Origin of the sequence: Enterobacter sp. AG326, assembly GCF_004362415.1 — a bacterium.
Lineage (GTDB): Bacteria > Pseudomonadota > Gammaproteobacteria > Enterobacterales > Enterobacteriaceae > Enterobacter > Enterobacter asburiae.
Genome location: NZ_SNXG01000002.1, coordinates 369,878 through 387,379, shown reverse-complemented (window position 1 = coordinate 387,379; position 17,502 = coordinate 369,878). Strand labels below are relative to the sequence as shown.

Genomic DNA, 17,502 nt, shown 5'->3' with positions numbered 1-17,502 from the left:
AAATAAACTCATGATAGAGGCGCAGACAGAATATTTTTATCCTGCATTCAAATTGCCCCTTCCACCTATATCCTTTACTTTTCTGGCTCCTTGTTATGAATGTAAGAGACGGTAATACGCTATGTATATGCGCCATTTTAATTTCACTACCCAGCCTTTCCGGACTATCACCCGGATGCCAGGTGATTTTTTTGTTCCGTATCATCAGGATGTGTTCGGTTTGCTGAAAGAGAAGTGCCAGACAACAGGCGTCACTGCGCTCTTAAGCGACGACAGCTATCTCGCCTCGCAGTTTTGCGATGCGCTGAAAAAGCATGACGGCACACTGCTTGCCATTAACGCCTTCCCGAAACTCAGCGCCAGCGGCCTGCTCTATAAACTCAACACCACCACTAAAGAGAGCAAAACCCGGATCCAGGCTATTGATGCTGTGCTGCGTCAGTGGAAGGACGAGATGTTGTCCTGCAAAACCACGCGTAAAGTGCTGGTCATTTCGCATATTCAGTCAATGAAAGCGAATTGCCACGACGCTCTGTCCATGCTGTTAACCCGCGCGCAGGAGCTGGATGTGCCTCTGTCGGTTGTGCTGATGGGATCGGCCGACCAGGAAGCCGCCCTCCAGCAGTCCGGGTTGCGTGAATTTCTTCATACGCATCACACGCTCCGGCCTCTCACCTGCCGCGAGTCCCTGAGCTATGTTCAGGCCCAGTGTGAAGAACATGGCAGCGACGCGACGCCGTTTACCCGGGCCCGCGTGCGCAAAATGCATGTTCTGACCAAAGGACAGGCAGGGAAACTCAACGAGCTGGCGCACCTTGCAATGCTTGCCGCCTGGACCGAGCGTTCAGCGCAGGTATCGCCGCGCCATCTGCGCCTCGCCGCAGGAGAAGTTCTGCCGGCGAAACCGAAGGGCAAACGCCTTGCCGTTATGGGCCTTTTTGCCTCCGTACTGTTTGCCGCCTGCGGCTGGACATTGATGCCCACCATTACCGCCAGACTGCCGGTACAGCTGCCCGTGATGGCCAGCTGGAAACCGCAGGCACCAAAAACCGACGCCCCAGCGGTGCCGGTTATTGATAATGAAGTGGTGAATAAGCCCGATGCGATGCATCAGCTCTATACCATGTGGGGTTATGACGCCACGATGGAAGAGGCGCTCTGCCAGAACGCCGGGCAGGTCAATCTGATGTGTAAGGAGGGTAGCGCTCCGGTCGAAGAGCTGGCAAAAGAGGGTTACCCGTGGATTGGCGAGATCAAAACAGGCGATCACCTGAACTATGCCGTGGTGGCCAGAGTAGACGATAACTCGCTGGATCTGCTGATGAATAATCGCACCTGGCAGGTGAGCCACAGTTGGTTTAACCAGCATGCAACGGGCAATTACACCCAGTTGCACCGCCTTACGCCGCAGGGGAAAGATGCCGTGAGCGCCGAAAGCAGCGCCAAAGATCTGGGCTGGATGGATCAGCAGCTTAGCCTGGCGCTGAATCTACCCGAAACCCACACAAAGGTGTGGACGGCCGAACTGATGCAACGTACCCGCGAGTTTCAGCAGAAAATGCATCTGCATGTGGACGGGATTGCGGGTGAAGATACATTGATGCAGTTAATGCGTGAAACCCGGACTACGCCAAGCGTACTTATTCAGTCCGCAAATATATCTGCGACCCCCAACGCGCAGGAGAAGCATTCATAATGTCGACGATTACTCTGGCTGCCCAGCGCAGCGCTACCCTGAATGCGCCGGTCTGGTTTTCTTACCGGCGCCCCTCGCTGAAAAAAGTGGTCTGTACCACCCTGATCTGGGTGGTGGGAATAGTGATGACGATCGCTGCGGGACTCTACGCTCATCTCTACTGGGATCTGCGTCATCCGGTACCTGAGCCAGTAAAAGCAAGCGCCGTTAAGCCAGAAACGACGCTATCGGATATGCATTATGTCTATGTCAGTAAACCGTTCCCGCAGCCTGAAGCAAAGCAAGAACCGGTGACAAAAGAGATGCCGCCGCTGCATGAGATGCCCATTGATAGCGGCGATGCCGACTGGCAGCAGGCGCCCGACGGTGAAATGCCGCATGATATTTCCCGGGATATATTGCCAGGAACAGAAGTGAAGAATTCTGCTATCCCCGAACAGGATAATTCCGGTCAGACAGTTGATGACGGGGCGATCAAGGCATTATTGATAAAGGCGTTAAAAGAACAGGAAAACGATTATTCGCAGGGGAAAATGCCCGCGCCTCCCGTGGATGAAACCACGTCAGGAACGCAGGCAAATAATTTACTGAAACATAGCCCTCCTTTCAGTTAAAAAGGAGATAAAAGCGATTAATACTTCTCCGGCAATGCTGACAAATACATAAGACGACCTTTCTCAACCTGAATATAATTACCTTTTTTCAGGTCAGCGAGGATTTTAATAATGGTACTGCGGGCCAGGCTGGTATATTCCTGAATATAGTCATAAATATTGATATCGCGCTGATGGTGCACCATCAGTTCGTTAATTTCCAGCAAGAACTCGCGAACAATCGAGTAGGCGCTGCGGGCCACCAGCACTTCGTCACGCTTGCTGAGCAGGCAAACATACCAGGAGAGGACTTTACTCAAGGCTTCCCAAAGATTTTTTTCGCTTATCAGACGGACAAAATCATCTTTTTTAATGGTGCGCACCACGGTATTGGCACGAACCAGGCCATACATATGCGTTGAGTTGTAATAAATAGAGGAGAGACCAAAAATACATTTATTCTGTAAGGTGAACATACACAGTTCATCCGACTCGCGGCGGAATTCAACTTCACCGCTAACGATAAAATGAATATCTTCGTTGTTCTCGGTACTGATACGCTGCCATTTGCGTAAGGTTCTTTCTTCAAAACCTTCAGTTGCCGCGATAAGGGCGTCAAGTTCTGCTTGTGGACGGCTATTTTTACTGTAGATACTTAACATTGTTATACCTATTAATATTTAATTGAAAAAGGTGAACGTGTGCAATCACAGCGCATAAATGCGTAGTCCATTTAACAAATGTAAAGTAAAGCTAAGACGTTAGAACATCCGTATTTCTTATTTGTCGTGCTGATATATTGTCAACCACGTTTGCGAGTAATTTCGACTGAGGAAACTATAAAACATTTACACCGTGAATGTGATTAAAAATCAGTCCAAAAGGAGATCGTGTAAAGTGGCGTCGGGTAACCCGAAGGATTACCCCTGCCCGTAGCGCTCTAACAGCGCCTCCGCGATAGCCAGCGTTTCGCGATCGGCCATGCCGTCCCAGCGCGCCGGGCGAAAATGCATCTGAAACGCGACGATCACGCGCTTCTGCTGCGCGTTCGTCATGTTATCGGTCACCTCATAGCCGTAGCGCGCCAGCAGATCGAGCAGCACCTTCGGCTCCACGAGCTCGTCGCGCGGCTTGCCGTTCAGGTAAAACGCCACCCGCGCCGGGTCGGGCCACGCGCCGATGCCCTGCATGGCGAGCGCCTGCCACGGGAACAGCGGGCCGGGATCGTCTTTACGCTGCGGAGCGATGTCCGAGTGGGCCACCACATTTTCAGGCCTGATGTTGTAGCGGGTAATAATGTCTTTGGCGAGCGGAACCAGCGCCGCAATTTGCTCAGGCTCAAACGGCGTAAAATGCTTAACGCCCGACGTTTTTTGCCAGCCGCGGTTCTCCAGCTCAATGCCGACCGAGGTATCATTAATCCGGTTGGTGCCGCGCCAGAAGCTGATGCCCGCATGCCAGGCCAGTTCGCTTTCGGGTACCAGCTGCCAGATGCGCGGCTTACCGTCCGGTGCCGGGGGTTTAGCCGGGATCAAATAGTGAGAGCTGACGTTCTTATCCGTCAGCGTGGCCAGCGAGCTGTCAAAGTCATCTGCGGTGTAGTGGATCACCAGCACCTTTATACGCGGGTAAGCCGCCTGCGCCTGATGGCGCGTGTCCAGCTCGTAGGCGCCTTTATCGATGATCCCTTTTTCGGTGGCACACCCTGCCAGCAGCAGCGCCAGCAGGAGCGTGGCAAGCGAACGCCTCATCGGAGGGTTTTCACCGCCGTACCGCTTACGCTCACCATCAGCATGCTGGCATCTTTTCCGACCGTTTCGTAGTCGATATCAATCCCCACGACCGCATCAGCGCCGAGGGCTTCCGCCTGCTCGCCAAGCTCTTTAAAGGCGATTTCACGCGCTTTGCGCAGCTCTTTTTCGTATGCGCCCGAGCGGCCGCCAACGATATCGCGGATACCGGCAAAAAAGTCGCGGAAGATATTGGCGCCGAGAATCGCTTCGCCGGTAACCACACCGCAATACTCGGTTATTGTCTGCCCTTCCAGGGTTGGCGTTGTTGAAAACTGCATGGTTTCTCTCCTTCTTTAGCGTTCAATGCCTTAGGCACAGCATTATCGGTTCGTTACGCTATGATTGAAAGGATAGTTAATAAATAAGGAAATCAACATGCGCTATTCTGCTTTAACACTTTTGGTGCCCTGCGCGCTGGTGCTCAGCGCCTGTACCACCACGGTCACGCCAGCCTTTAAGGATATCGGTACCCGCAGCGGCCCCTGCATTGAGGGCGGCCCGGACACCGTGGCGCAGCAGTTCTATGATTATCGCATTCAGCACCGCAGCAACGATCTCACAGGCCTGCGCCCGTATCTGAGCGACGGTCTGGCAAAACTGCTTAACGACGCTACCCGCGATCCGCAGCACAACACATTGCTGAAATCCGATCCGTTCTCCAGCCGTACCACGCTGCCGGACAGCGCCGAAGTGGCCAGCGCGTCAACCATCCCGAACACCGATGCCCGCAATATTCCGCTGCGCGTGAAGCTGACGCAGGGAACCCAAACCTGGCAGGATGAAGTGCTGATGATCCGTGAAGGACAGTGCTGGGCGGTAGACGACGTGCGCTACGTTGGCGGCAGCGTTCATGCCCCGGCAGGCACGCTTCGCCAGTCGATTGAGAATCGCTAAACCCGCCGATACAACCTGGTAACCCCCGTAAAATGTGCGGCATTTCATGCGGAATGCCGACATTTATTCTCGCCGACCTTACCGTTCGCTATTTTGTGCTATGTTTAAGAGGAAACACGGGTTATATTTAACTTTTAACGCATAAATATTGCATAACTATTCTGTCAACGGTACTATCTGCGGCCTCAATTGCTATAGATTGCCTGGATGAGTAAAGACTGCCCCGATGAGTATTAAACTAAACGGCATTAACTGCTTCTACGGCGCACACCAGGCGCTGTTTGACATCACGCTGAACTGCCCGGAAGGCGAAACGCTGGTTTTGCTTGGCCCAAGCGGTGCAGGCAAAAGCTCCCTTCTGCGCGTCCTTAATCTGCTTGAAATGCCCCGTTCAGGTACGCTGGCAATTGCCGGTAACCATTTTGACTTCGCGAAAACGCCGTCTGATAAAGCGATTCGCGAACTGCGTCAAAACGTCGGCATGGTCTTCCAGCAATACAATCTCTGGCCGCATCTGACCGTCCTGCAAAACCTGATTGAAGCGCCGTGCCGCGTGCTGGGGTTAAGCAAGGATCAGGCGATCGCGCGTGCCGAAAAGCTGCTGGATCGTCTGCGTCTTAAGCCTTACAGCGACCGCTATCCGCTGCATCTTTCCGGTGGTCAACAGCAGCGCGTGGCTATTGCCCGCGCGCTGATGATGGAGCCCGCGGTACTGCTGTTTGATGAGCCAACCGCGGCGCTGGACCCGGAAATTACCGCCCAGATCGTCAGCATCATTCGCGAGCTGGCGGAAACCAATATTACGCAGGTTATCGTCACCCACGAAGTGGAAGTGGCGCGTAAAACCGCCAGCCGTGTGGTCTATATGGAAAACGGTTATATCGTTGAGCAAGGTGATGCGGGCTGCTTCGCGAACCCGCAAACCGATGCCTTCAAAAACTATTTATCTCATTGATTGTGTCAGGGGAAATATAATGAAAAAAGTATTACTTGCCGTGCTGCTTGCTGGCGTTACCCTTTCCGCTACCGCAGCCCAGACCATTCGTTTCGCCACGGAAGCCTCTTACCCTCCGTTTGAGTCGATTGATGCGAACAACAAAATTGTTGGCTTCGACGTGGACCTGGCTAACGCCCTGTGTAAAGAGATCGACGCGACCTGTACCTTCAGCAACCAGGCGTTCGACAGCCTGATCCCAAGCCTGAAGTTCCGCCGTATCGACGCCGTGATGGCCGGTATGGACATCACCCCGGAGCGTGAAAAGCAGGTGCTGTTCACCACCCCTTACTACGACAACTCCGCCCTGTTCATTGGTCAGAAAGGGAAATTCACCTCTGTCGATCAGCTGAAAGGCAAAAAAGTTGGCGTGCAGAACGGCACCACGCACCAGAAATTCATCATGGATAAACATCCGGAAATCACCACCGTTCCGTATGACAGCTACCAGAACGCGAAGCTGGATCTGCAAAATGGCCGTATCGACGGCGTATTTGGTGATACCGCGGTTGTGACCGAGTGGCTGAAAGCCAACGACAAGCTGGCGCCAGTGGGCGACAAAGTGACCGATAAGGATTACTTCGGTACCGGTCTGGGGATTGCCGTTCGTCAGGGCAACACTGAGCTGCAGCAGAAATTCAACGCTGCGCTGGAAAAAGTGAAGAAAGACGGCACCTACGAAACCATCTACAAAAAATGGTTCCAGAAGTAATTCCTGATGAATGAAATTTTTCCTTTAGCAAGCGCCGCCGGGATGACCGTCGGCCTTGCCGTTTGCGCATTGATTATCGGCCTCGTGCTGGCGATGTTCTTTGCGGTGTGGGAATCCGCGAAATGGTTCCCCGTCGCCTGGACAGGCTCCGCGCTGGTCACCGTGCTGCGTGGGCTACCGGAAATTCTGGTGGTCCTGTTTATCTATTTCGGCTCCTCACAGCTGCTGCTGACGCTGTCGGACGGCTTCACGATCAATCTTGGCTTTGCGCAGATCCCGGTGCAGATGCAGATTGAAAACTTCGACGTCAGCCCGTTCCTGTGCGGCGTGATTGCCCTCTCCCTGCTCTACTCCGCGTACGCGTCGCAAACCCTGCGCGGTGCGCTGAAAGCCGTGCCGCAGGGTCAGTGGGAGTCGGGTCAGGCGTTAGGCCTGTCGAAATCAGCGATCTTCTTCCGTCTGGTCATGCCGCAGATGTGGCGCCATGCCCTGCCGGGCCTCGGCAACCAGTGGCTGGTGCTGCTGAAAGATACCGCGCTGGTGAGCCTGATAAGCGTTAACGATTTGATGCTGCAAACCAAAAGCATCGCCACCCGCACCCAGGAGCCTTTTACCTGGTACATTGTGGCGGCGGCTATCTACCTGGTGATCACGTTGCTCAGTCAGTACATCCTCAAGCGTATTGACCTGCGTGCGACGCGCTTTGAACGGAGACCAGGCTGATGCTTGAATATTTCCCCGAGCTGATGAAAGGGCTGCACACCAGCCTGACGCTGACCGTGGCGTCCATTATCGTGGCGCTGATCCTGGCCCTTATCTTCACCATCATCCTGACGCTGAAAACGCCGGTGCTGGTGTGGATTGTGCGCGGCTACATCACCCTGTTTACCGGTACGCCGCTGCTGGTGCAGATCTTCCTGATTTACTACGGCCCGGGCCAGTTCCCGTCGCTGCAGGAGTATCCGGTTATCTGGCATCTGCTCTCTGAACCGTGGCTGTGCGCCCTGATTGCCCTTTCGCTCAACAGTGCGGCCTATACCACCCAGCTGTTCTACGGGGCGATCCGCGCCATTCCGGAAGGACAATGGCAGTCCTGCGGAGCGCTGGGCATGAGCAAGAAAGACACGCTGGCGATCCTGCTGCCGTACGCCTTTAAGCGCGCGCTCTCCTCTTACTCCAACGAAGTGGTGCTGGTGTTCAAGAGTACCTCTCTGGCCTACACCATCACCCTGATGGAGGTGATGGGTCACGGACAGCTGCTGTACGGACGCACCTATGACGTGATGGTGTTCGGTGCGGCAGGCGTGGTTTACCTGGTGGTTAACGGCCTGTTGACGCTGATGATGCGCCTGATCGAGCGTAGAGCGCTGGCGTTTGAGCGCAGAAATTAACTACGCGAGTGCATAAAACGGTATTTATGGAGCGGGTAACCTGATGGGTTATCCGCTTTTTTTTATGATGAATATAATATTTAATCATTTTTATTGCATACAAATTCATTAACTGGCATTGTACATCCATGCCGCAGACACGGCGCATAAATAAGACAGACGGGAGCATTACAATGAAAAAGTTAGTTCTGGCCGCATTACTCGCCACCTTCGCCGCTGGCGCATCCGCAGCTGATAAAATCAATTTTGGCGTGTCCGCCACCTATCCGCCGTTTGAATCGCTGGATGCCAGCAACCAGATCGTGGGTTTCGATATCGACCTGGCGAAAGCGCTGTGCAAACAAATGCAGGCCGACTGCACCTTTACCAACCATGCCTTCGACAGCCTGATCCCGTCGCTGAAATTTAAAAAATACGACGCGGTGATCTCCGGGATGGACATCACGCCTGAGCGCAGCAAGCAGGTCGCGTTTACCGACCCGTACTATGCCAACTCTGCGGTCGTGATTGCGAAGAAAGGCGCTTATACCTCTTTCGATCAGCTGAAAGGCAAACGCATCGGGATGGAAAACGGCACCACGCACCAGAAATACCTCCAGGACAAGCATCCTGAAGTGAAAACCGTCGCCTATGACAGCTATCAGAACGCGATTATCGACCTGAAAAATGGCCGCATCGACGGCGTGTTCGGCGATACCGCCGTGGTGAACGAATGGCTGAAAACCAATCCGCAGCTGGGCACCGCAACCGAGAAAGTGACCGATCCGCAGTACTTCGGTACGGGCCTCGGCATCGCGGTACGTCCGGATAACAAGGCCCTGCTGGAAAAGCTGAACGGCGCGCTGAAAGCGATTAAAGCGGACGGTACGTATCAGAAAATCAGCGAGCAGTGGTTCCCGCAGTAACGTTTTTTGCCGGGTGACTCGGCCTGCGGGGGTGGTAGTCTGTAGGCCGGGTAAGGCGAAAGCCGCCACCCGGCAATTTCTTAAAGCGGCACAAAGAACCTGAACCGTGCCCCGCTCGCCGACTCCATCAGCCTAATCCCGCCGCCGTGCAGCTCCAGCATGCGTTTCACGATTAACAGCCCCAGCCCGCCGCGATTCTCCCGCGATGCCTGGGTATTCAACGCCGATGGACGCTGGAACAGATCGTCGCGCAGCGAGGCATCCACGCCCGTTCCGCTGTCTGCTACTTCTACCTGAAGCCGTTCATTCTCCTGCCAGACCGCCAGACGAATTTCCCCGCCAGATGGCGTATGGCGCATCGCGTTATCGAGCAGGTTGGTCACCACGCGTTCGATCATCGACACGTCGGCGTTAATCAGCGGCAGCGGTCCCGGCACGTCAATATGCAGATTCACCTCGCGCGTGCGGGCGGTGAGCTCAAACTTCTGCGCCACGTCGGAAATCAGCTCCCCCATCGCAAAACGCTCGCGCTGCGGCTTAATGCCGCCGTGCTCAAGGCGCGCCAGCTCAAACAGCTGCTGCGAAAGATGACGGACTTTTTGCCCCTGACGCAGCGCGGTGGCGAGATACTGCTGGTGCTCCTGCGGCGTCAGCGTGGCGGCTTTTAGCGACAGGGTTTCCAGGTAGCCCAGCAGCGAGGTCAGCGGCGTACGGAGATCGTGCGAAATGTTGGCGATAAACTCCCGGCGCTGGCGATCGCTGTCGGCCAGCTGGTCCCACTGGCGGGTGATTTTGCGCGCCAGCTCGATAAAGCTGTTGCGCAGGATCGCCACTTCATCCTTTGCCGCCGCGTCCGACGGCTGCGCCGCCAGCTGTCTGATAGCGCTGATGCTGTCCTGCTCCAGCCCGGCGAGCTCCACCGTCAGCTGTTTTACCGGGCGCGTGACCCAGTACCAGACCAGTAAACCTGCCAGCAGGCCAAACAGCGCGACCCACAGCAATGACCACAGCACCGTGCTCCACAGCGCCTTATGCCAGGCCATCTCCGCCAGGGCGTTTGACTCCTCGCCCTGTAAAATAATGTACAGATAGCCCTTAAGCTCGCCGTCCTGCCGCAGCGGCGTGGCGCTAAAGACCTTTTTATTTTGACTGCGAGGATCGTCGCCCAGGACCGGTATGGCGGTACCGCTCAGGAAGGTCTGCACCGGGGCCAGATCGATTTTTTGCCGCTGAATGTGGCCCGGCGGTGCGGCATCGGCCAGGATATCGCCGTCCGGGGAGACAACGTACAGCTCAACGCTCGGATTAAAGGTCATCAGCCGATCGAACAGCGGCTTGAGTGCCGTTCGGTCGACCCTGCCCTGCGCGTCCAGAATCGGTTCACGCTGAACGATCTGCTGCGCCAGCCCGCCCGACAGCCGCTGCACCATCGCATTACCGTACTGCGTACTGGTGTAGAGCTGTACCGCGCAGGCGACGGTGGCGCAGAGCATCATCAGCAGGATGAACAGCAGCGTCAGGCGCTGGCTCAGGCTAAAGCGGCGCATCATGATTTGGCTCCGCAAATTTATAGCCCTTGCCCCAGACGGTGCGAATAATCTCCGGCTCGGCGGCGTCCTTCTCAATCTTGATGCGCAGGCGGTTAATATGGGTGTTAACGGTGTGCTCATAGCCTTCGTGCTGATAGCCCCAGACCTGCTCCAGCAGCGCCAGACGCGAAAAGACCTCGCCAGGATGACGGGCAAAAAAGTACAGCAGCTCGAATTCGCGCGGGGTGAGATCCACCACCTGGCCGTGAAGCAGCACGCTGCGCGCCAGCGGATCGATGGTCAGACCGTGGGCCTGAATTTGACCGTCGGTTTGCGCCTGCCCCATCGCCTGCTGGCGGCGGAACAGCGCTTTGATGCGTGCAATCAGCTCCTGCACGGAGAACGGCTTAGCCAGATAATCATCGGCGCCGGTTTCCAGCCCGGTGATGCGGTCGGTCTCGCTGCTGCGGGCGCTGATGATGATCACCGGCAGGTAGCGCGTCATCTGACGGATGCGGCGGCAAATCTCCAGACCGTCAACGTTGGGCAGCATCAGGTCGAGGATCACCGCATCCCACGGCTGTTTTTCAAGGCGCTGTAAGGCCTTGCCCCCGTCGGGCTCGTGGGTGATGGCGTAGCCTTCGTCTTCTAAATTGAGTCGCAGAAGCGCCGCGATATCGTGGTCGTCTTCCACCAGCAGGATCTGCTTCATGGGTAAGCCTTCAATCATTTCTTATGACGTAAGCTTACCTGATTTCGAGCGGGGGAAGAGTTCACATTTTGTTGAACATTGTGCGGGGTTCATACCGGGTGGCGCTGTGTTAAGGATTAGCGCGTTTTCACCAACAACGTCAGCACTTCATAATGCGCGGTATGCGGGAACATATCGAAAAGCTGAACGCGTTCAATGCGGTAGCCCGGCAGGCTGCCGATATCCTTTGCCATGGTCTGGGCGTTACAGCTGGAATAGACGATGTACTCGGGCGCCATCTGGCTCAGGTAGTCGCACAGCGCCTTGCCGATGCCGCGACGCGGCGGGTTGACCAGCACCAGCTCCGGCACGTTGCCCTGGCCGGTCGCAAACTGCGTGGAGTCCAGCGCCTGGAAGTGCAGATTCGTTAACCCCAGTCCGGCGGCAGACTGTTTCGCGCAGGCAATCGCTTCGGCAGAGATCTCAATGCCGGTGAGCTGCATCTCGGGCGTGGCGCAGTGCAGGCCAAAGCCGCCCACGCCGCAGAAGAGATCCCACATATGCTGGATGTTTAACGCACGTACCCAGTCGCGGGCGGTGGCGTACAGGCTGCTTGCCACGGTCGGGTTGGTCTGGAAGAAGCTTTGCGGGCGGATCCACAGCGGCACGCCGTTGAAGCTTTCGGCCAGCGCGTGCTGGTCGGTGAAGAAAATCTCTTTCTCCCCTTCCATGATCGCCATATGCACCGGCTGAATATTCGCCGTAATGACCTTCAGCTGCGGCAGCTGTTCCTGCAGCCACGGCAGCGCCGCGCGCAGCTGCTCCAGCTTGGTTTCGGAGCGGAGCACGAAGCGCAGCATCATGCCGCCGTCGAGTTGGCTTTCCGTCAGCAGAAGGTATTTCAGCTCGCCGCGCCTGCGGGCGACGCTGTATGGCGTTAACCCTGCACGCGCGATAAACGGTTTCAGCGCGGCAAAGACGGGCTCAAAGGAGGCGGGATACAGCGGGCAGTCGGTTAAATCTTCCGGCGTGCCGTCGCGGTGCAGCATCCCCAGCAGCGGTTTTTCAACGCTGCCGCTGACCACCATTTTGGCTTTATTACGAAAGCCCTGCTCCGGGCCGCTGACGGGTGCGCACCACTCGCCCACCGCGTGCGCTGCGAGCAGCTGTTGCAGGTCGGCCATTTTGGCGGTGAGTTGTTGAGAGACCGGCTGTTCTATCCACTGACAGGAGCGGCAGCGTCCGGCGTCATAGAGTGCGCACTGCATATGAAAACCTTAAGAATCACGAGGGCTGCGATTATACACATTATTGCAGGCGGAAGAACCGCCGACTGGAGGCGGGGATAAAAAGCAGGAACAGAACCAGCATGTCCGGGAGTTTTTGCATAAACAGCGCGCGCAGGATCTCGCGTTTGGATTCACCGGCAATGCTGAACAGCTCCGGGTAGCCGTATCCCAGCGAGGCGGCCCACAGATAGCTGGCGGCGGTAATTTGCGTCAGCAGATAGACCCAGCGCGCCCAGTTGCGTCCTTTGACCAGCGAAAACGCGCAGTAGATCTCGATAAACACCAGCACCAGGCTGCTCAAAAAGACCAGCGTCAGATTCCACGTCTGCACGCTGCGGTGAATGAATTCACCGATGCCGCGCACGCCCAGGGTGTTCAGAATCATCAGCACGTCCAGGCAGCGGATCATAATAATGGCGAGCGCCGCCACCTGAACCAGTGCAGGTACGTTAGGACGCGCGTGCGTAGTACGTGATTTCTTTAATAATCCCAATGTTTTACTTCCCTGAAAAACAGTGCCGCGTCATGCGCGGCACATCACTGGAAATTTTAAATCCTTCAGCCGCGTCTTGCACGCTGGATATCGCGCACGCGCTGTTTTTCCGCGCGCGCCATCAAATACCAGGCGATAAATCCGACAATTCCGACCACGCCGAGGATGATGGAAGCCAGAGCGTTAATCTCCGGGTTAACCCCCATGCGCACGCTGGAGAAGACCAGCATCGGCAGCGTCGTCGCGCCCGGTCCGGAGACAAAGCTGGCGATAACCAGATCGTCCAGCGACAGCGTAAACGCCAGCAGCCAGCCGGAGATCACCGCCGGCATAATCATCGGCAGGGTAATGATGAAAAAGACCTTCAGCGGCGTCGCGCCAAGATCCATCGCCGCCTCTTCAATGGAGCGATCCAGTTCGCGCATGCGCGAGGAGATCACTACCGCCACGTACGCCGTACAGAAGGTGACGTGCGCCAGCCAGATGGTGAGCATGCCGCGATCCGCCGGCCAGCCGATGGCGTGCGCCAGGGCCACGAACAGCAGCAGCAGCGCGAGGCCGGTGATCACGTCCGGCATAACCAGCGGCGCGGTGATCATAAAGGCGAACCCGTTTGAGCCGCGAAAACGCCCGAAGCGCACCATCACCAGCGCGGCGATCGTACCCAGAACGGACGCCATTGTCGCCGCCAGGGCGGCAATCGTCAGGCTCAGCCCCACCGCGCTCATCATCGCATCATCGTGGAACAGCTCGCTGTACCAGCGCGTCGACCAGCCTGCCCAGACCGTCACCAGCTTGGAGCTGTTGAAGGAGTAGATCACCAGCATCAGCATCGGCGCATACAGGAAGGTAAAGCCGATCACCAGGATCGCTATTCGCCACGGGGAGCGCACTACCGGTAAGTTGTTCATCCGTGATCTCCCATCTGTTTCTGCTGATGCTTGTGGAACCACATGATCGGCACGATCAGCAGCAGGAGCATAACAATCGCCACCGCAGAGGCCACCGGCCAGTCGCGGTTATTGAAGAACTCCTGCCACAGCACGCGGCCAATCATGATGCTGTCCGGGCCGCCGAGCAGTTCCGGGATCACAAACTCCCCTACCGCCGGGATAAAGACCAGCATTGATCCGGCGATAATGCCGCCTTTGGTCAGCGGGACAATGACGCTGAAGAAGGTTTTTAACGGGCGGGCGCCGAGATCGAGCGACGCTTCCACCAGCGAATAATCAATACGCGTCAGGGCCGTATAGATCGGCAGCACCATAAACGGCAGATAGGCGTACACAATGCCAATATAGACCGCGAGGTTGGTGTGCAGGATCGTCAGCGGCTGATCGATAACCCCGAGCCACATCAGGAAGTTATTCAGCACGCCGTTGTTTTTCAGGATCCCCATCCAGGCGTAAACGCGGATCAGGAACGAGGTCCACGACGGCAGGATCACCAGCAGCAGCAGGATATTACGCGTCGACGGCTTGCTGTGCGCCACCGCCCACGCCAGCGGGTAACCCATCACCAGACAGCAGAGCGTCGAGATCGCCGCCACCTGCAGCGACTGCAGATACGCTTCGAAATAGAGCGGATCGTCGGTGAGCTGCAGGAAGTTGCCGAGATTAAGCGTCAGCGTCAGCTGCCCGTCGGCCCAGTCCAGCAGGTTGGTGTAAGGCGGTATCGCCCGCGCCATTTCCGCCAGGCTTATCTTGAAAACAATCAGAAACGGCAGCAGGAACAGCAGGATCAGCCACACGTACGGCATGGCGATCACCAGCTTGCGGCCGTGGTTCATCTGCATGCGCGTCAGCCACTGGGCAAAGCCGCCCGGCTTTTCTGCGCGGGCTGGAGGTTCAAGTGCACTCATTTGCCGCTCCTTATACCGTCAGCACGACGCAACTGTCAGCATCCCAGCACAGGCGCACTTCGTCACCCCATGTTGGCTGCCCCTTGCGGTAGCGATGTTCGTTCTGCAGCTGCGCGCTGAGCATCTGCCCGCTTTTCAGCCGCACGTGGTAGATAGACAGGTCGCCCAGATAGGCAATGTGCACCACTTCGCCCACGGCAAAGTTATAGCCATCGGCAGGCGGATCCTCACAAAGCATGATTTTCTCCGGACGCAGCGCGACGTAGACCGGCACGTTGTCCACCACGGAGTTATCAGGATCGACCTTAAGCGGATGCTGCAGCCCCGGTGATTCGATGACCAGACCATCCTCCTGACGATCTTTCAGCAGCCCTTCGAAGACGTTGACCGAGCCGATAAACTCCGCGCTGTAGCGGGTGGTCGGATGCTCATAAATTTCTTCCGGCTCGCCGATCTGCACGAACTTCCCGCGGTTCATGATCGCAATACGCCCGGCCATAGTCATCGCTTCTTCCTGGTCGTGGGTCACCATCACGCAGGTCACCCCCACGCGCTCCAGGATATCCACCACTTCGAGCTGCATACGGTCGCGCAGTTTTTTATCCAGGGCCCCCATCGGCTCATCGAGCAGCAATAATTTCGGACGTTTTGCCAGACTGCGCGCCAGGGCCACGCGCTGGCGCTGGCCGCCGGAGAGCTGGTGCGGCTTACGCTTCGCGAACTCCTGCATGTGCACCAGGCTCAGCATCTCGGCCACGCGCGCGGTAATTTCGGCCTTCGGCAGCTTGTCCTGCTTCAGGCCAAAGGCGATGTTCTGCTCCACCGTCATGTGCGGGAACAGCGCGTAGGACTGGAACATCATGTTAATCGGGCGCTGATACGGCGGCACGCTGGAGAGATCCACGCCATCGAGCATGATTTGCCCGGCTGTGGGCTGTTCAAAACCGGCCAGCATACGCAGCAGGGTCGATTTTCCGCAGCCAGAAGCCCCGAGGAGGGCAAAAATTTCGCCTTTATAGATAGTCAGGCTGACGTCGTCCACGGCATGCTGGCCATCGAAAGATTTGGTGAGGTTACGAATTTCAAGAAGCGGGGTGAGCGCTTTACGGACTTTCGCCTGCGGGCGGGGGATCGCGTCATTCACGGGGTGTTCTCCGGCATAGATCAGTACTGGTGCAAACGCACCGTCAGGGTGCGCATCGCCGGGCGGCGCTAATGCTTGCCCGGCCTACGGGTTGTACAGGCCCGGTAGGCGACAGCGCCACCGGGCAACAATACCCAACGCCGTTATTTACCGCTTTTCACCTTGGTCCACGCGCGGGTACGCACGCGGTCAATTTTTGGATCCTGAACTTTCAGGGTGAAGAGCTTGGCGAACACATCCGCCGGCGGATAGATAGCCGAGTTGTTACGGATTTCTTCACTTACCAGCGGCACGGAGGCCTTGTTACCGTTCGCGTAGTAAACGTGGTCGCTGATGTGGGCGATCACCTCAGGACGCATCAGGTAGTTGAGGAACTGATAGGCTTCGTCTTTGTTTTTCGCATCAGCCGGCATCGCGAAGACGTCAAAGAACGCCAGCGCCCCCTCTTTCGGAATGAAGTAAGAGACGTTCACGCCGTTTTTCGCCTCTTTCGCGCGGTTAGCCGCCTGCCACACGTCCCCTGCCCAGCCGATCGCGACGCAGATGTCGCCGTTCGCCAGGTCGTTGATGTACTGAGACGAGTGGAAGTAACGAATGTTTGGACGCAGCTTCAGCAGCAGATCGGTAGCCGGGCCGGTGTAATCATCGGCTTTACTGCTGTTCGGGTCTTTGCCCAGGTAGTTCAGCACGGTGGCGAAAATCTCTTCCGGCGCATCAAGGAAGGAGACGCCGCAGCTTTTCAGCTTCTCAAGGTTTTCCGGCTTCAGCACCACGTCCCAGCTGTCCAGCTTGACGTCCGGGCCGAGCACCGCTTTGACTTTATCCACGTTGTAGCCGATACCGGTGGTCGCCCACAGGTAAGGCATCGCGTATTTGTTGTCCGGGTCATGCTTCGCCACCAGCTTCAGCACTTCCGGATCGAGGTTTTTCCAGTTCGGTAACTTGCTCTTGTCCAGAGGCTGGAAGACGCCTGCCGTCAGCTGGCGCTCGAGGAAGCTTGCAGAAGGCACCACGAGATCAAACCCGGTGCTGCCCGCCATCAGTTTTCCTTCCAGCACTTCGTTGGAATCGAAAACGTCGTAGACCACTTTAATGCCGGTCTCTTTTTCAAAATTCGCCACCGTGTCCGGCGCAATATAGTCAGACCAGTTGTAAACGTGCAGCGTTTTTTGTTCCGCAGCGAGCGTGCCGGCAGAGACGGCCATCAGAGCACCCGCAACCAGACCCGATAACCATTTTTTATTCAAGGCGATCATATCTTTATTCCTTCTGAAAGCTCGTTAACAAACGAACTAAAACTGTGCAATCTGAAGATATGCAATAATCATGCATAGTTTGTCGCTCTGCCTAAAATAAAAAGAAACCTCTTTACCCGGCAGCTTCCGCTCGCTTTTTTAAGCATCGCAAGAATAACTGTAGCCCGTGTCTCCGGCTATAGCCCAGACGAAAAAACGCCTTTTATCAATTTTTTATGCAGGTTATGTCTACGTGATAAGCCGAAACGGCCTTCAGGGAGG

General features: G+C 56.3%; 19 protein-coding genes. 8 read left to right on the top strand and 11 right to left on the bottom strand.

All coding sequences use genetic code 11. The features are described from left to right. Positions 1–121 precede the first annotated feature (121 nt). Complete coding sequence (locus DFO52_RS08850; RefSeq protein ID WP_133550152.1) at positions 122–1,696, top strand: ExeA family protein; 1,575 nt, start codon at positions 122–124, stop codon at positions 1,694–1,696. After that, complete coding sequence (locus DFO52_RS08845) at positions 1,696–2,310, top strand: hypothetical protein (protein ID WP_133550150.1); 615 nt, start codon at positions 1,696–1,698, stop codon at positions 2,308–2,310. Before DFO52_RS08850 ends, DFO52_RS08845 begins: the two co-directional genes overlap by 1 nt. Before the next feature lie 17 nt (positions 2,311–2,327). Here the strand turns inward: DFO52_RS08845 and DFO52_RS08840 are convergent, their stop codons facing one another. The 3 genes from DFO52_RS08840 to DFO52_RS08830 form a co-directional block, all read right to left on the bottom strand. Then, entirely contained in the window at positions 2,328–2,951 is a 624-nt protein-coding gene (locus tag DFO52_RS08840; RefSeq protein ID WP_029739455.1) for a helix-turn-helix domain-containing protein, read from the bottom strand. Positions 2,952–3,209: 258 nt separating this feature from the next. Next, positions 3,210–4,040 (bottom strand): N-acetylmuramoyl-L-alanine amidase, encoded by an 831-nt coding sequence (locus DFO52_RS08835; protein ID WP_133550148.1) that lies wholly within the window; start codon positions 4,038–4,040, stop codon positions 3,210–3,212. Then, complete coding sequence (locus tag DFO52_RS08830; RefSeq protein ID WP_023310944.1) at positions 4,037–4,360, bottom strand: heavy metal-binding domain-containing protein; 324 nt, start codon at positions 4,358–4,360, stop codon at positions 4,037–4,039. Before DFO52_RS08830 ends, DFO52_RS08835 begins: the two co-directional genes overlap by 4 nt. A 97-nt stretch (positions 4,361–4,457) precedes the next feature. On the opposite strand from DFO52_RS08830, the gene DFO52_RS08825 reads away from it, so the two are divergent. The 6 genes from DFO52_RS08825 to artJ all read left to right on the top strand — a co-directional run bounded on the left by DFO52_RS08825 (position 4,458) and on the right by artJ (position 8,978). Beyond that, on the top strand, positions 4,458–4,976 hold the full coding sequence (locus tag DFO52_RS08825; RefSeq protein ID WP_029739453.1) for a lipoprotein: 519 nt from the start codon (positions 4,458–4,460) through the stop codon (positions 4,974–4,976). Between the two features lie 226 nt (positions 4,977–5,202). Continuing rightward, complete coding sequence (gene artP / locus DFO52_RS08820; protein WP_023335075.1) at positions 5,203–5,931, top strand: arginine ABC transporter ATP-binding protein ArtP; 729 nt, start codon at positions 5,203–5,205, stop codon at positions 5,929–5,931. A 19-nt stretch (positions 5,932–5,950) separates the two neighbouring features. Further along, the gene (gene artI, locus DFO52_RS08815) at positions 5,951–6,682 is read left to right on the top strand and encodes an arginine ABC transporter substrate-binding protein ArtI (protein WP_008500032.1); all 732 of its coding nucleotides are present in this window, start codon (positions 5,951–5,953) and stop codon (positions 6,680–6,682) included. Positions 6,683–6,688: 6 nt separating this feature from the next. After that, positions 6,689–7,405, top strand: a complete 717-nt coding sequence (gene artQ / locus DFO52_RS08810; protein ID WP_023310941.1) for an arginine ABC transporter permease ArtQ — start codon at positions 6,689–6,691, stop codon at positions 7,403–7,405. After that, positions 7,405–8,073: an arginine ABC transporter permease ArtM gene (artM, locus tag DFO52_RS08805; RefSeq protein WP_029739452.1), complete on the top strand. Its 669-nt coding sequence runs from the start codon at positions 7,405–7,407 to the stop codon at positions 8,071–8,073. Before artQ ends, artM begins: the two co-directional genes overlap by 1 nt. Positions 8,074–8,246: 173 nt before the next feature. Further along, a complete protein-coding gene (gene artJ / locus DFO52_RS08800) occupies positions 8,247–8,978 on the top strand; it encodes an arginine ABC transporter substrate-binding protein ArtJ (protein WP_021240923.1) in 732 nt (243 codons plus the stop codon). A gap of 80 nt (positions 8,979–9,058) precedes the next feature. Here the strand turns inward: artJ and DFO52_RS08795 are convergent, their stop codons facing one another. From DFO52_RS08795 to potF, 8 genes are all read right to left on the bottom strand, one after another. Then, the gene (locus DFO52_RS08795; protein WP_047648220.1) at positions 9,059–10,528 is read right to left on the bottom strand and encodes an ATP-binding protein; all 1,470 of its coding nucleotides are present in this window, start codon (positions 10,526–10,528) and stop codon (positions 9,059–9,061) included. Continuing rightward, positions 10,512–11,219 (bottom strand): response regulator transcription factor, encoded by a 708-nt coding sequence (locus DFO52_RS08790; RefSeq protein WP_029739450.1) that lies wholly within the window; start codon positions 11,217–11,219, stop codon positions 10,512–10,514. The genes DFO52_RS08795 and DFO52_RS08790 overlap by 17 nt, the downstream gene beginning before the upstream one ends. A 116-nt stretch (positions 11,220–11,335) precedes the next feature. Next, on the bottom strand, positions 11,336–12,466 hold the full coding sequence (rlmC, locus tag DFO52_RS08785; protein WP_029739449.1) for a 23S rRNA (uracil(747)-C(5))-methyltransferase RlmC: 1,131 nt from the start codon (positions 12,464–12,466) through the stop codon (positions 11,336–11,338). 40 nt (positions 12,467–12,506) lie between these two features. Continuing rightward, positions 12,507–12,980, bottom strand: a complete 474-nt coding sequence (locus DFO52_RS08780; RefSeq protein ID WP_029739448.1) for a YbjO family protein — start codon at positions 12,978–12,980, stop codon at positions 12,507–12,509. Positions 12,981–13,045: 65 nt separating this feature from the next. After that, complete coding sequence (gene potI, locus DFO52_RS08775; protein WP_029739447.1) at positions 13,046–13,891, bottom strand: putrescine ABC transporter permease PotI; 846 nt, start codon at positions 13,889–13,891, stop codon at positions 13,046–13,048. After that, positions 13,888–14,841: a putrescine ABC transporter permease PotH gene (gene potH, locus DFO52_RS08770; RefSeq protein ID WP_029739446.1), complete on the bottom strand. Its 954-nt coding sequence runs from the start codon at positions 14,839–14,841 to the stop codon at positions 13,888–13,890. Before potH ends, potI begins: the two co-directional genes overlap by 4 nt. A gap of 10 nt (positions 14,842–14,851) precedes the next feature. Next, on the bottom strand, positions 14,852–15,985 hold the full coding sequence (potG, locus tag DFO52_RS08765; protein ID WP_024907855.1) for a putrescine ABC transporter ATP-binding subunit PotG: 1,134 nt from the start codon (positions 15,983–15,985) through the stop codon (positions 14,852–14,854). A gap of 143 nt (positions 15,986–16,128) precedes the next feature. Continuing rightward, entirely contained in the window at positions 16,129–17,241 is a 1,113-nt protein-coding gene (potF, locus tag DFO52_RS08760) for a spermidine/putrescine ABC transporter substrate-binding protein PotF (protein ID WP_133550146.1), read from the bottom strand. Positions 17,242–17,502: the final 261 nt, after the last annotated feature.

Coding starts and splice junctions, on each gene's coding strand:
- rlmC (WP_029739449.1), bottom strand. CDS start 12,466: ATGCAGTGCGCACTCTATGACGCCGGACGCTGCCGCTCCTGTCAGTGG.
- DFO52_RS08840 (WP_029739455.1), bottom strand. CDS start 2,951: ATGTTAAGTATCTACAGTAAAAATAGCCGTCCACAAGCAGAACTTGAC.
- artP (WP_023335075.1), top strand. CDS start 5,203: ATGAGTATTAAACTAAACGGCATTAACTGCTTCTACGGCGCACACCAG.
- DFO52_RS08825 (WP_029739453.1), top strand. CDS start 4,458: ATGCGCTATTCTGCTTTAACACTTTTGGTGCCCTGCGCGCTGGTGCTC.
- artQ (WP_023310941.1), top strand. CDS start 6,689: ATGAATGAAATTTTTCCTTTAGCAAGCGCCGCCGGGATGACCGTCGGC.
- potH (WP_029739446.1), bottom strand. CDS start 14,841: ATGAGTGCACTTGAACCTCCAGCCCGCGCAGAAAAGCCGGGCGGCTTT.
- DFO52_RS08790 (WP_029739450.1), bottom strand. CDS start 11,219: ATGAAGCAGATCCTGCTGGTGGAAGACGACCACGATATCGCGGCGCTT.
- potI (WP_029739447.1), bottom strand. CDS start 13,891: ATGAACAACTTACCGGTAGTGCGCTCCCCGTGGCGAATAGCGATCCTG.
- DFO52_RS08830 (WP_023310944.1), bottom strand. CDS start 4,360: ATGCAGTTTTCAACAACGCCAACCCTGGAAGGGCAGACAATAACCGAG.
- DFO52_RS08845 (WP_133550150.1), top strand. CDS start 1,696: ATGTCGACGATTACTCTGGCTGCCCAGCGCAGCGCTACCCTGAATGCG.
- DFO52_RS08835 (WP_133550148.1), bottom strand. CDS start 4,040: ATGAGGCGTTCGCTTGCCACGCTCCTGCTGGCGCTGCTGCTGGCAGGG.
- artJ (WP_021240923.1), top strand. CDS start 8,247: ATGAAAAAGTTAGTTCTGGCCGCATTACTCGCCACCTTCGCCGCTGGC.
- artM (WP_029739452.1), top strand. CDS start 7,405: ATGCTTGAATATTTCCCCGAGCTGATGAAAGGGCTGCACACCAGCCTG.
- DFO52_RS08795 (WP_047648220.1), bottom strand. CDS start 10,528: ATGATGCGCCGCTTTAGCCTGAGCCAGCGCCTGACGCTGCTGTTCATC.
- artI (WP_008500032.1), top strand. CDS start 5,951: ATGAAAAAAGTATTACTTGCCGTGCTGCTTGCTGGCGTTACCCTTTCC.
- DFO52_RS08850 (WP_133550152.1), top strand. CDS start 122: ATGTATATGCGCCATTTTAATTTCACTACCCAGCCTTTCCGGACTATC.
- potF (WP_133550146.1), bottom strand. CDS start 17,241: ATGATCGCCTTGAATAAAAAATGGTTATCGGGTCTGGTTGCGGGTGCT.